The 12971-nt window shown below is 70.6% G+C and carries 15 protein-coding genes; all 15 read left to right on the top strand.

The features are described 5' to 3' along the window. Positions 1–25 precede the first annotated feature (25 nt). Positions 26–424 (top strand): hypothetical protein, encoded by a 399-nt coding sequence (locus VNE60_08945; GenBank protein HVB31634.1) that lies wholly within the window; start codon positions 26–28, stop codon positions 422–424. Positions 425–470: 46 nt separating this feature from the next. Continuing rightward, positions 471–1322: a DnaB-like helicase C-terminal domain-containing protein gene (locus VNE60_08950; GenBank protein ID HVB31635.1), complete on the top strand. Its 852-nt coding sequence runs from the start codon at positions 471–473 to the stop codon at positions 1320–1322. An 11-nt stretch (positions 1323–1333) separates the two neighbouring features. Continuing rightward, positions 1334–2689 (top strand): tetratricopeptide repeat protein, encoded by a 1356-nt coding sequence (locus VNE60_08955; GenBank protein HVB31636.1) that lies wholly within the window; start codon positions 1334–1336, stop codon positions 2687–2689. Between the two features lie 2 nt (positions 2690–2691). Beyond that, positions 2692–3801, top strand: a complete 1110-nt coding sequence (locus tag VNE60_08960; GenBank protein ID HVB31637.1) for a hypothetical protein — start codon at positions 2692–2694, stop codon at positions 3799–3801. 153 nt (positions 3802–3954) lie between these two features. Continuing rightward, positions 3955–4704: a YebC/PmpR family DNA-binding transcriptional regulator gene (locus VNE60_08965; protein HVB31638.1), complete on the top strand. Its 750-nt coding sequence runs from the start codon at positions 3955–3957 to the stop codon at positions 4702–4704. After that, positions 4704–5213, top strand: a complete 510-nt coding sequence (gene ruvC, locus VNE60_08970) for a crossover junction endodeoxyribonuclease RuvC (GenBank protein ID HVB31639.1) — start codon at positions 4704–4706, stop codon at positions 5211–5213. The genes VNE60_08965 and ruvC overlap by 1 nt, the downstream gene beginning before the upstream one ends. Further along, the gene (gene ruvA / locus VNE60_08975; GenBank protein ID HVB31640.1) at positions 5210–5806 is read left to right on the top strand and encodes a Holliday junction branch migration protein RuvA; all 597 of its coding nucleotides are present in this window, start codon (positions 5210–5212) and stop codon (positions 5804–5806) included. The genes ruvC and ruvA overlap by 4 nt, the downstream gene beginning before the upstream one ends. 46 nt (positions 5807–5852) lie before the next feature. Beyond that, positions 5853–7004: an aminotransferase class I/II-fold pyridoxal phosphate-dependent enzyme gene (locus tag VNE60_08980; GenBank protein HVB31641.1), complete on the top strand. Its 1152-nt coding sequence runs from the start codon at positions 5853–5855 to the stop codon at positions 7002–7004. Positions 7005–7154: 150 nt separating this feature from the next. Further along, complete coding sequence (ruvB, locus tag VNE60_08985; protein ID HVB31642.1) at positions 7155–8177, top strand: Holliday junction branch migration DNA helicase RuvB; 1023 nt, start codon at positions 7155–7157, stop codon at positions 8175–8177. Positions 8178–8259: 82 nt separating this feature from the next. After that, on the top strand, positions 8260–9300 hold the full coding sequence (queA, locus tag VNE60_08990; GenBank protein ID HVB31643.1) for a tRNA preQ1(34) S-adenosylmethionine ribosyltransferase-isomerase QueA: 1041 nt from the start codon (positions 8260–8262) through the stop codon (positions 9298–9300). A gap of 2 nt (positions 9301–9302) precedes the next feature. Beyond that, on the top strand, positions 9303–10445 hold the full coding sequence (gene tgt, locus VNE60_08995) for a tRNA guanosine(34) transglycosylase Tgt (GenBank protein ID HVB31644.1): 1143 nt from the start codon (positions 9303–9305) through the stop codon (positions 10443–10445). Further along, complete coding sequence (gene yajC, locus VNE60_09000; GenBank protein HVB31645.1) at positions 10442–10810, top strand: preprotein translocase subunit YajC; 369 nt, start codon at positions 10442–10444, stop codon at positions 10808–10810. Before tgt ends, yajC begins: the two co-directional genes overlap by 4 nt. Then, a complete protein-coding gene (def, locus tag VNE60_09005) occupies positions 10810–11367 on the top strand; it encodes a peptide deformylase (protein HVB31646.1) in 558 nt (185 codons plus the stop codon). Before yajC ends, def begins: the two co-directional genes overlap by 1 nt. Then, a complete protein-coding gene (gene fmt, locus VNE60_09010; protein ID HVB31647.1) occupies positions 11368–12312 on the top strand; it encodes a methionyl-tRNA formyltransferase in 945 nt (314 codons plus the stop codon). It abuts the gene before it with no gap. Then, positions 12309–12956: a thiamine phosphate synthase gene (locus VNE60_09015; protein ID HVB31648.1), complete on the top strand. Its 648-nt coding sequence runs from the start codon at positions 12309–12311 to the stop codon at positions 12954–12956. The genes fmt and VNE60_09015 overlap by 4 nt, the downstream gene beginning before the upstream one ends. The last annotated feature ends 15 nt before the right edge of the window (positions 12957–12971 follow it).

A 12971-nucleotide genomic window follows, 5' to 3' on the forward strand; every position in this document is an offset into this window, starting at 1 on the left:
GTGCCTGACGGCGCAGATTGCGCCCGTGCTCACTCTTCCACCGTATGCCGTCGCCGCGCCCGCTTTCCCCTTTCCCGCGCTCGCGGCCCTGGCGGGGCGTGTGCCGCTCGGCGGGGCGCGGGAAGCGGTGATGGCCTGCTTCATGGCCGTCCGGCTGGCCGGGGACGCGGTGGAGACCGGGGCGTCGGCCGTGCCTCCGTCGCTCCGCGCGGCGCGGGCGCGGGGCGCGCGCGCCTGGCTCGGCGCCCTGGCCGTGCCGGCAGGCGTGCGCGGGCCGGTGGGCAAATTGATCGACGCCAGCGCCGCCCAGGATCCCTCCGCCATCCGGGTTCCCCTGGCCTCGGTGATGACCGTCACGGCGAGTTACCTCGATCCGGCCGCACGTTCAGAGCTCGAACACCTCGCGCAAGCCCTTGCGGCGTAAGGCGGTTCTGCTTGCTCGCCCGGGCGGGCGAGGCGTATAATGGGCCATGGCTCGGAGCACTGACATCTCACCGATTTCCAAACTGCTGTCGCGCGTTGACGCGACCGCGGACGGGGCACCCGTCAGGGACACCGTACCGAGCGGATTCCCGAGCATCGATCGCATGCTCGGCGGCGGCCTTCGGGGCGGGGACCTGCTCGTGCTCGGCGGCGACGTGGGCAGCGGCAAGTCCGCGCTGGCGCTCGCCATTGCCTTGCGGGCGGCGCAGCAGAGCGTGCGCACCGTGTTCTACTGCGGGGAGATGATCGTGGAGCGGGTGATGGAGCGCGCGCTGGCCATCGAGGGGCGCGTGCGGATAGACGACCTGCGGCAGGGCACTCTGGACGACGCCGCGCGGGCCGTGGTCGGTGCGGCGGCGGTGCGCCTGCGCGACGCCATGCCGGCCATCGACCGCATGCCGGCCGGCGGCGTGGCGGCGCTGGCGGCGGATCTCGAATCACGGGGCCACGTTTCGCTGGTCGTGGTGGACCCCCTCGAGTCCCTGGCCACGGGGGCCAGGCCGCGTGACGAGGAGCTGGCCCAGGCGGTGCTCGACCTCAAGGCGCTGGCGCTCCGCCACAATGTCGCCATATTCACGACCTCACAGCTCCCGGGCCTCGTTCCGCGCGAGGACCGGCGTCCTCACCTGGATGATTTCGGCGCCCTCGGCGCCGTCAAGCACCACGCCGATGTGATTCTGGCGCTCTTCCGCGAGGGGATGTACGACCCCCGCCGAGAACTCGAAGGCGCCACCGAACTGCTGGTCCGCAAGAACCGCAACGGCACCACGGGCTACATCGATCTGTACTTCTACGCCCAGTGGATGCGATTTGAAGACATGCTGGATCCCGACCGGTAGGAGGCAGGCTTATGCGCAGTCTTCGCTCCGTTGTCGTCGTCGCGCTCGCCGCTCTGCTTGGCGCCTGCGCCACGGCGGGCACGGTGGGCCCCGAGGGAATCGCGCGACTCGAGAGCGCCCGGTCCGAGCATCCGAGCGATGCGTCCGCCAGCCGTGCCCTCGGCATCGCGTACTACCAGGCCAAGCGGTACCCCGAGGCCCGGCAGGCGCTCGAGCAGGCGGCGGCGCTGGATCCGCGCGACGGGACCACCCAACTCTTCCTGGGCATGACCGCCGAGGCGCAGAACGACTTCGTTGCGGCGCGTGCCGCGTATTCATCGTACGTGAAGTACGGCCGCACGGCGCGGGTGCGCGGGATGCTCCAGGAGCGACTCGCGGCGCTGAACCAGAAAGAGCTGGTGCAGGGCGCGCAACAGGCCGTGGCCAATGAGGCCAAGCTCGCCTCGGTGCCCGGCTCGCCGAACACGGTGGCCGTGCTGCCAATGACGTTCAGCGGGAGCGACACGACGCTGCGTCCGCTGGGACGCGGGCTCACCGAGCTGCTGACCACCGATCTTGCGCAGTCGCCCAAGCTGACCGTGGTCGAGCGGGCCCGCGTTCAGGCGCTGGTGGACGAGATCCAACTGCAGCAGTCGGGCGCCACGGATCAGAGCACGGGCGTGCGGGCCGGCAAGATGCTGCAGGCGGGCCGGCTGATCGCGGGCGGCATCCAGCAGACCGGCAGCAATCTGCAGGTGAACGCGCCGATCGTGAACGTGGACAACGGACAGGTGGTGGGCGCGCCCAGCGACAATCGCACGCTCGACCAACTGTTCACGATCGAGCAGGACATCGCGTTCGGGATCTTCAATTCGCTGGGCGTGACGCTGACCACGGCCGAGCGCGACCGGATCCAGCAGCGGCCCACGAAGTCGCTGGCGGCGTTCCTCGCGTTCAGCCGCGGGCTCACGTTCCAGGACGAGGGCCGGTTCGACGACGCCAGCCAGCTGTTCGACCAGGCGATGCGGATCGATCCCGGATTCGGCGCGGCGGCCACGCGGGCGCAGCAGACGCACGCCGCGGCGCAGGGGCAGCAGGTCACGCCGGCGACCGTGGAAGTGGGCCTGCGCGGAACGGGTGAAGGACGGATCGTGGACGGCGCGTCGCAGGGCCTGGTGATCAGCGGATCCAGCGGCGGGCTGGCGAGCACGGCGGCGGCCACGGCGTCGGTGCTCAATCCGTCCCCGGCGAGCGTGGCCTCGACGGGCGGCGGCACCACCACCACCCAGACGCCGGGCAAGACCAATCCGGCGGCGACGGGCACCGGCACCGACAACGTGTCCAACAAGACGGCGATCATCTCCATCGTCGTCCAGATTCCGCACTAGCCATGAGGATCCCCGGCATGCGCCGCCTGCTTCCCCTCGCCCTGCTCGGCGGTCTGGCGAGTACGCTGCCCGCCCAGTCGGTGTGGGATGCGAGCGCGCGGATCGGTCCGCAATTCATGCAGTACGACATCAAGGCGCCGATCAGCGAGAAGATCTCGGAATACGCGGTGCCGCTGTACGTGCTCATTCCCGTGACCGACGCGTTCAGTTTCGACATCGGCACCTCGTGGGCGCAGGCGCGCGTGGAGAGCCCCGGCACCAACGGCGGCACCACGGTGAGCGAGCTGTCGGGGATGACCGACACGCAGATCCGCGCCAACTACACCATGGGCACCGATTTCATGGTGCTCACGGCGGGCGTGAACCTGCCCACCGGCAAGAGCCTAGCGCTGCCCGCGGAATACGCGGCCGCCACGCAGATCGCCAGCGATTTCCTGGTGTTCCCGATCACAGGATTCGGCACCGGCGCCGGGGGCACCGGCGGCGTGGCGCTGGCGCGGCCCATGGGCGACTGGAACGTGGGCGCGGGGCTGAGCGTGCGCTACTCGGCGGCGTACGATCCGTTCCAGGACGCAGCCGGCGCGCGGCTGCATTTCCAGCCGGGCAACGAGTATCGCGCGCGCATCGGCGTGGACCGCCCCTATGGCACCGGCCGTATTTCGATGGGCTTCACGTATTCCAAATTCGGCAACGACCAGGCCAACTCGTCGGCGTACAACACCGGCGACCGCTACATCACGCAGGCGTCGATCTCCAACTCGATCGGCAACGCCGACGTCGTGGTGGCGGGATGGGACCTGTTCCGCGCGTCGGGCGAGCTGGCCGACCACACGATCACGGGACGCGAGAACATCGCCAATACCGGCGTGGCGGTGGGCTTCCACTCCGGCGATCTGACCATCGAGCCGAGCCTCGAGGGCCGCGTGTGGACGCAGGATGCCGTGCCCACGAGCTACATGGGCACCGTCGGGCTGCGCCTGAACTACGACTTCGGCGGGTACGCGATCACGCCGTTCGCCGGCTACACGGCCGGCGTCGTGGGCAGCACGACCGGGAACTCGAACATGACGGGATTCCGCGCCACGCTCGCCATCCGGTTGGGCGGCGGCTGAGCGCGCGCCGCGTCGCGGGCGGGTGAGCGGGAGCCTCTCGGGGCTCCCGCGTTTCGTTTGCGCCGTGGGCCGGCCGGCGTTGGCCGGTGTGGGCGCGCGGGCTATATTGGCAATCGGTTCCGTGGTGCGTTCCATCCGACTCGCGAGCTGCCGATGGCTGGCCACAGCAAATGGAAGCAGATCAAGCATTACAAGGCAGCGACCGACGCCAAGCGCGGGGCGCTGTTCACGAAGCTCATCCGTGAAATCACCATCGCCGCCAAGCAGGGGGGCGGCGATCCGGGGGGCAACGCGCGGCTGCGCACGGCCATCGACACGGCGCGCCAGAATTCCATGCCCAAGGAGAACATCGAGCGGGCCGTCAAGAAGGGCACGGGCGAACTCGAGGGCGTGGACTACCAGGAACTGATGTACGAGGGGTACGGCCCCGGCGGCGTGGCGATCATGATCGCCGCGCTCACCGACAACGCCACGCGCACCGTGGCCGACGTGCGCCACAAGATGTCGCGCGGCGGCGGGAACGTGGGCGCTCAGAACTCGGTGGCCTGGATGTTCGACAAAAAGGGCCAGCTCACGATCGACGCCACCAAGTACGGCGAGGACAAGGCGCTCGAAGCGGCGCTCGACGCGGGTGCCGAGGACTTCGCGCGCGACGGGGACGTGTACGTGGTGACCACCGAACCCGCGGCGTTCCACGGGGTGAAGGAGGCGCTCGAAGCCAAGGGCATCGCCGTGGCCGAGTCGGAGCCCGTGGTGATGGTGCCCAGGAACACCGTGAAGGTCGAGGGGAAGACGGCCGAGCAGCTGCTCAAGCTGCTCGAAGAGCTCGAGATGATGGACGACGTGCAGAAGGTCTGGGCCAACTTCGACATCGACGTCGCCGACATGGCGAACGCCGGGTAGTGCTCGTCCTTGGCGTCGACCCCGGCACGGCGCAGACCGGCTACGGGGTCGTGCGCGGAGACGGCACCCGCCAACCGGTGCTCGTGGAGTGCGGCGTGCTGCGCACCAAGGCGCGCGACCCGCTGCCGGCGCGCCTCCGCGAGATCTACGACGGGGTGTGTGAACTGCTCGACCGGCACCGGCCCGACGCGATGGCCGTGGAGGACGTGTTCTACGCCCGCAACGTGCGGACGACGATCGTCCTCGGGCACGCGCGCGGCGTGATTCTGCTGGCCGGCGAGCAGCGCGGCATCCCGATCCACGAGTTCCCGCCCGCCGAGATCAAGAAGGCCGTGGTGGGCCGCGGCGCCGCCACCAAGGAACAGGTGCAGTTCATGGTCACCAAGCTGCTCCGCCTCAAGTCGCCGCCCCAGCCGTCCGATGCCGCCGACGGCGTGGCCGCGGCGCTCGCCTGCATCATGGGCGCGCGCGTGCCCAAGCTGTACGTGCTCCCGGGAGGCCGCGCGTGATCGCCGAAGTGCGCGGCAGCCTGAGCGCCCGCTCGCTCGACCGCGTGACCGTGATGACCTCCGGCGGCGTGGGCTACGAGCTGTTGATCCCGCTCAGCGTGTTCGAAGTGCTCCCCAAGCTGGGCGATCCGGTGCACCTGCACACGCATCTCGTGGTGCGCGACGACGGCTGGCTGCTGTTCGGCTTCCGCACGCCGTTCGAACGGCGGGTGTTCCAGCTCCTGCTCACCGCCAACGGCGTCGGCCCGGCGCTGGCGCTGGCGCTCGTGTCGCACCTCACGGCCGAGCGCCTGGTGCGCGCGCTGGGCGAGAAGGACATCGCGACGTTGCAGAGCGTGCCGCGCGTGGGGCGCAAGAAGGCCGAGCGCATCCTGCTCGATCTGGCCGACAAGCTGGAGGACCTCGCGGTGGACGGCGCCGCGCCGCGCCCCGAGGGGGCCGGCTCGGAGGACGCGATCCGCGCGCTCGTCTCGCTGGGCTACTCGCCGGCCGACGCCGAGAAGGCGGTGCGCGCCGCGCTCGATGCGGGCGGCCGCGGCCTGCCGGCGGCGGAGCTCATCCGCCGCGCGCTGGCCGCGGTAGCGGCGCGCTAGATTCCGAGCGACGTTCTCCCCTCCCCTCTCTGCCACGGAGCCCCCGGTGCGAGCAGCGCAGCGCACGGCGACGTTCACGGAATCCGTCATCCGCGAGATGACGCGAGTCGCCAACCTCTACGAAGCGGTCAATCTCTCGCAGGGCTTTCCCGACTTTCCGATGCCGGCGCCGATGAAGGACGCCGCGTGCGCCGCGATCCACGGCGACGTGAACCAGTACGCGATCACGTGGGGGAGCGCGGCGCTGCGCCTGGCGGTGGCCGAGAAGTACCGGCGCTGGTACGGCATGGAGGTGGACACGGAGCGGGAGATCACCGTGACGTGCGGAGCCACCGAGGCGATGGCCAGCGTGTTCCTGGCGCTCGTCGATCCGGGCGACGAGGTGATCGTCCTCGAGCCGTTCTACGAGAACTACGGCCCCGACGCGATCCTGGCCGGCGCCAAGCCCGTATTCGTGCCGCTCGACCGGCCCAACTGGACGCTCAATCCCGACCGCCTGCGGGCGGCGTTCAGCGAGCGCACCAAGGCGATCATCATCAACACGCCGCACAATCCCACCGGCCGCGTGTTCACGCGTGAGGAGATGAACCTCATCGCCGAGCTGTGCATCAAGTACGACGCCTGGGCGATCACCGACGAGATCTACGAGCACATCCGGTACGCCGGCGACCACCACGTGCTGGCCACCTGGCCGGGCATGCGGGAGCGCACGATCACGATCTCGGGATTGTCGAAGACGTTCAGCTGCACCGGGTGGCGGCTGGGATACGCCATCGCGCCCGCCGAGCAGACGGCGGCCATCCGCAAGGTGCACGACTTCCTCACCGTGGGCGCGCCGGCGCCGCTGCAGGCGGCGGGCGCCGTGGGCATGCGGTTCGACGCCGAGTACTTCAACCACATGGCGCAGGAGTACCGCGCGCGGCGCGAACTGCTCCTGCCGGCGCTGCGCGAGGCGGGATTCACGTTCTCCGTGCCCGAGGGGGCGTACTACGTGCTGGCCGATTTCTCGGCGCTCAGCGCCGACGACGACGTGACGTTCGCCAAGTGGATGGCCAAGGAGATCGGCGTGGCCACCGTGCCCGGATCGAGCTTCTACCACGACCCGGCGTTGGGACGCTCGCTGGTACGGTTCGCGTTCTGCAAGAAGCTCGAGACGCTCGAACGCGCGGTGGAGCGGCTGGCGAAGCTGAACCGCTGAGCGGTGTAAACGGCAGCTTCGCCGCATGGCCCAGACGGCGGCCGGCGCGTGCCGCGGCAACCCCACTCTCACGTATTCGGCGTCTATTCGGTATATTGGCCACGGTGGGGCGCGCCCCGGACAAGCGCCGCATATACTCTCTCACCTTCCATGACCCGCGCCGAGATCACCACGCCCGAAGCGCTCCCCGACGAGTCGGTCGTCGAGCTGTCGCTGCGCCCCCAGCGTCTGGCCGAATTCATCGGCCAGACCAAGGTCAAGGAGAGCCTGCGCATCTGGATCGACGCCGCGCTGGCGCGCCGCGAGCCACTGGATCACGCGCTGTTCTTCGGGCCGCCCGGGCTCGGCAAGACGACGCTCGCCGAACTGATCGCGCGCGAACTCGGCGTGAACGTGCGCACCACCTCCGGCCCGGCGCTCGAGAAGCCCGGCGATCTCGTGGGCACGCTCACCAACCTGCGCGCCGGCGACATCCTGTTCATCGACGAGATCCACCGCCTGCGCCCGATCATCGAGGAATTCCTCTACCCCGCGATGGAGGATTTCAAGATCGACATCCGGCTCTCCGAGGGGCCCAAGGCGCAGACGATCACGATGCCGATCGAACGGTTCACGCTGATCGGCGCCACGACGCGGTTCGGGATGCTGACGCCGCCGATGCGCGCCCGATTCGGCATCGTGGAACGCCTGAACTTCTACCCGCCCGAGGATCTGGAACAGATCGTCGTGCGCTCGGCCGAGGTGCTGCGCGTGGCGATCGATGCCGAGGGCGCCCGCGAGATCGCCCGCCGCGCGCGGGGGACGCCGCGCGTGGCCAATCGCCTGCTGCGCCGGGTGCGCGACTATGCGCAGGTGCGGGCCGACGGGGCGATCACGCGCGAGGTGGCCGGCGAGTTGCTGCGGATGATCGACGTGGACGAGTTCGGCCTCGACGACATGGACGCGCGCATCCTCAAGACGATCATCGAGAAGTTCGACGGCGGGCCGGTGGGACTGGCGAGCATCGGCACCGCGGTGGGCGAGGACGCGAATACGATCGAGGAGGTGTTCGAGCCCTTCCTGGTGCAGAACGGATTCCTGCAGCGCACCTCGCGCGGGCGCGTGGCCACGGCCCAGGCCTATCGGCATTTCGGATATGTGGTGCCGGCGGGCGGACAGGGAGAGCTGCTGTAACAACGGCGACGCGCGCGGAAGACCACCCGCGCGCTCGTCGCCCCGCGCTGGTCTCCGCACTGGCCGTTTAGCTTTCCGTCCCATGCCCCCACTCGGCCTCGCCACTTCCGACTACGACTTCCCACTGCCGCCGTCGCTCATCGCCCAGACGCCGGTCGAGCCGCGCGACGCGTGCCGGCTGATGGTCGTCGATCGGGCGGCCGGCACGATCGCCCACGCGCGATTCTCCGATCTCCGCACGCTCATTCCCGCCGGCGACGTGCTGGTGCTCAACACCACGCGCGTGCTCCGCGCGCGTCTGCTCGGCACGCGTGACTCGGGGGCGCCCGCCGAGATCCTGTTGCTCAAGCCGGTCGGCGACGGCACGTGGGAGGCGATGGTGTCGCCCGGCGGGAAGCTCAAGCCCGGCCGGGTGGTCCATGTCGCGCCGGGGTTCGACGCCGAGATCGTGTCGATCACCGAGCGCCGCACGCGGATCGTGCGGCTGCGGGCCGAGGGTTCGATCGACGACGCCATCGAGCGGTTCGGCCACGTGCCGTTGCCGCCGTACATCGACCGACCCGACGCGCCGCCGGATGCCGAGCGCTACCAGACCGTGTATGCCCGCGAGCGCGGGTCGGTGGCGGCGCCCACGGCCGGACTGCACCTGACGTCGGGCCTCCTCGACGCGCTCGCCGCCAAGGGCGTGCGCCGGGTCGACGTGGTGCTCCACGTGGGCGCCGGCACCTTCAAGCCCGTCGAGGTGGAGGACCCCGCGCAGCACGTCATGCACGAGGAGTGGTACGCCGTATCCGCGCCGGCCGCCGCCGCGATCAACGCCGCGCGCGCCACGGGAGGGCGGGTGTGGGCCGTGGGCACGACGGCGGTCCGCACCCTCGAGAGCACGGCCGGCGCCGACGGCGCGATCGTGCCGGGCGAGGGGGAAACGCGCATCTTCATCCGCCCGCCGTACGCCTTCCGCGCCGTGGATCGGCTGGTGACCAACTTCCACCTGCCCCGCTCCACACTCATCATGCTGGTCGCGGCATTCGCGGGCTACGAACTCACGATGCGGGCGTACCGGGAGGCGATCGCCGCCGGCTACCGGTTCTATTCGTATGGCGACGCGATGGTGATTCTCTAGCGATGCGCGAACTCTTCGACTTCACGATCGAGCACCAGCAGGGCGCGGCCCGCGCCGCCACCTTCACCACGCCGCACGGCGCGGTGGAGACGCCCGCGTTCATGGCCGTGGGGACGCAGGCCACCGTCAAGGCGCTCGACCCCGACGATCTGCGCGCCATGGGCGCGCCGATGATCCTCGCCAACGCGTATCATCTCCACCTGCGGCCCGGCGACGAGCTCATCCGGCAGCTCGGCGGCCTGCACCGGTTCATGCACTGGGACGGGCCGATCCTCACCGACTCGGGCGGCTTCCAGGTGTTCTCGCTGGCCTCGCTGCGCACGGTGGACGAGGACGGCGTGGAGTTCCGCAGCCACCTGGACGGCTCGCGCCATCGGTTCAGCCCCGAGGCGGTGATGGAGATCGAGCGGAACCTGGGCGCCGACGTGATCATGCAGTTCGACCACGTGATTCCCGGCCAGAGCGATGCGACCGCGGCGCGCGACGCCAGCGAGCGGAGCGTGCGCTGGCTGGCCCGCTGCCGCGCCGCGTTCAACGCGCTGGCGCATGACCGCCCGCAAGCGCTGTTCCCGATCGTGCAGGGTGGGATCCACGCCGGCCTGCGGCGCGAGGCCGCGCGCGCCATCCAGGATCTGGATGAGTGGCGGGGCTTCGGCATCGGCGGACTCTCGGTGGGCGAGGAGAAGCCCGATATGTACGCGATGCTCGACGTGGTGAACCACGCCCTGCGCACCGATCGGCCGCGGTATCTCATGGGCGTGGGGTTTCCCGAGGATCTGGTGGAGGGCGTGCGGCGCGGCGTGGACCTGTTCGACTGCGTGGCCCCCACGCGCCTGGGGCGCAACGGGGCGGCGTTCACGCGCGACGGACGGATGAACATCAAGCGGGCCGAGTACCGGGCCGACGAACGGCCGCTGGACGAGGCGTGCACCTGCTCGGCGTGCCGGCGATTCTCGCGCGCCTACCTTCGCCATCTGTTCCTGGCCGACGAGATGCTCGGCTTGCGCCTCCTCTCGCTGCATAATGTACATTTCCTGGTCTCGCTGATGCGCGACGCGCGCGCCGCCATTCGCGACGGCGCCTTCGACGGCTGGAGCCAGCACTGGCTGGACCGCTACCACTCACGGACGAGCACTCCCGTATGACACTTCCCCTGTACGCCATGCTCGCGATGGCGCCCTCGGCCGGCGGCCAGAGTTCGCTGGCCCCGTTCCTGTTCCAGATCGCCCTCATCATCGCGATCTTCTACTTCCTGCTCATCCGCCCGCAGCAGAAGCAGCGGCGCCAGCACGACCAGGCACTGATGGGCCTCAAGAAGGGCGACGAGGTGGTGACGGCGGGGGGCGTGGTGGGCGAGGTCGTGCACATCAAGGAGTCGCTCCAGAGCGACGGCACGACGAAGCCGACCAACGACGACCGCGTGACGATCAAGTCCGGCGAGACGCGGCTGGTGATCGAGCGGGGTCGCATCGCCAAGATCGTGGCGGGTGCCACGGTCACCTCGGCGTAATGCCGCTCCTCGAGATTCGCGTCCTCGGCGACCCGATTCTCCGTGAGGAGACCCTGCCCGTCGCGGAGGTCACGGACGCCCTGCGCGCCCTGATCGACGACATGTTCGCCACCATGCACGCCGCCAAGGGGATCGGTCTCGCGGCGCCCCAGGTGGGCCGGCGCGAGCGGCTCACGGTGATCGATGTGGACGGCCAGCGGTTCGTCCTCATCAATCCGGAGATCGTGCTCCGCGAAGGATCGGCCAAGGGCGAGGAGGGATGCCTCTCCATCCCCGACGTCTACGCCGACGTGGTGCGCGCCACGCGCGTCGTCGTCCGCGCCACCGATCGCGACGGCCAGCCGTTCGAGGTGGAGGCCACCGATCTCCTGGCGCGCTGCATGCAGCACGAGATCGACCACCTGCACGGCACGCTGTTCATCGACTATCTGAGCGTGCTCAAGCGCCGCAGCGCGCTGGCCAAGTGGACCAAGGAGAAGGAGAAGTATCCGGGCCTCATCCGCCGCCTCACGGCGGCCGATATCGCGGCGCATCATCACCGCGACGAGGAGATGTGAGTGCGCGTGCTCTTCTGGGGCACCCCTGATTTCGCCAGCCCGGCCCTCCGGGCGCTGATCGGCGAGGGGTTCGACGTCGTCGGCGTGGTCACGCAGCCCGACCGCCCGGTGGGACGGTCACGCTCCACGCTCGAGGCGTCGCCGGTCAAGCAGATCGCCGAGCGCCAGAACCTTCCCGTGCTGCAGCCCGAACGGCCGCGCGGCGAGGCGTTCCTGGCCAGCGTCGCCGCGCTCGAGCCCGACGTGTCGGTGGTGGTGGCGTACGGACACATCCTGCCGCAGGACGTGATCGACCTCCCGCGCCTGGGCACGCTCAACATCCATGCATCGCTGCTGCCGGCGCTGCGCGGCGCGGCGCCCATCCAGGCGGCCATCCGCGACGGGCTCAGCGAGACCGGCGTGTCGATCATGCGCATGGTGCCGGCGCTCGACGCCGGTCCCGTGATCCTGCGCGCCGCGACGCCGATCTACGACGACGAGACGACGGGCGAGCTGTCGCTGCGGCTCTCGGAGATGGGCGCGGCGGCGGTGATCGAGGCGCTGGCCCTGCTGGAACTGGAGGCCGCCCGCGAGGAGCCGCAGGACGACACCCGCGCCACCTATGCGCCCAAGATCACGCGCCCGATGACGCGGGTGGATTGGCGGCAGCCGGCGGGGGTCGTGTCGCGCGTCATTCGCGCCTACGATCCCAAGCCGGGCGCGTTCACGGTGCTCGACGGGGCCGAGGTCAAGCTGTTCGGCGCGCGCGCGGCCCCCGAGGCGCACGGCCGGCCGGGTGAGGTGGTGGGGGTGGACGACGCGGGGCTGCTCGTGGCGTGCGGCGACGGCGGCACCCGGCTGACCGCGGTCCAGCCGGCCGGCAAGCGGCGGATGGACCCCGCCGAGTGGTACCGCGGCCGCGGCATCGCCGTGGGGCAAGTGTTCGACCCCGCGCCCGCGGTGTGAGAGCGCTCAACCTTCCCGTCATCCATGCGGTCACCAGCGACGCGGTGATCGCACGCCAGGGATTCCTCGAGCGGGCGGAGCGCCTGATGCGCACGCTGGGCGCGCGGGGCGCGGTGCAGGTACGCGCGCCGGCGGCGAGCGCCGAACGGCTGATCGCCGTGGCCTCGGCGCTCGCCGCGCTGCAGGAGGAGACCGGCGCCTGGGTGGTGGTCACCGATCGCGTGGACGCCGCGCTGGCGTCTAACGCGCGCGGCGTCCAGCTCACCGGCGCGTCGATGGACGTGCGCACGGCGCGGCGCATCGCCCCGGCGCTGGCCGTGGGGGCGAGCATCCATGCCCGCGACCAGGGGCTGGCCGCGGCGCGCGACGGCGCGGCATGGGGCGTGATCGCCCACGTGCTCACCCCGCCGCCCGGACGCGCGCCGCGCACGCCGATGGCGCTGCTCGGCCACGAGCTGGCGGGGCTCACCGATCTGCCGCTCGTGGCCATCGGCGGCATCGCGCCGCAGCACGTGGCGCCGCTGCGCGCGTTGGGATTTCACGGCGTCGCCGTGATCCGCGGGCTCTGGGATCGCGACGATACCGAACGGGCGGCGGAGGAGTATCTTTCAGCCTACGCGGGGTCAGCGGACGCCGCGCCGTAGGACTCTCACGCGACG

The organism is Gemmatimonadaceae bacterium, assembly GCA_035533755.1.
Taxonomy (GTDB): domain Bacteria; phylum Gemmatimonadota; class Gemmatimonadetes; order Gemmatimonadales; family Gemmatimonadaceae; genus JAGWRI01.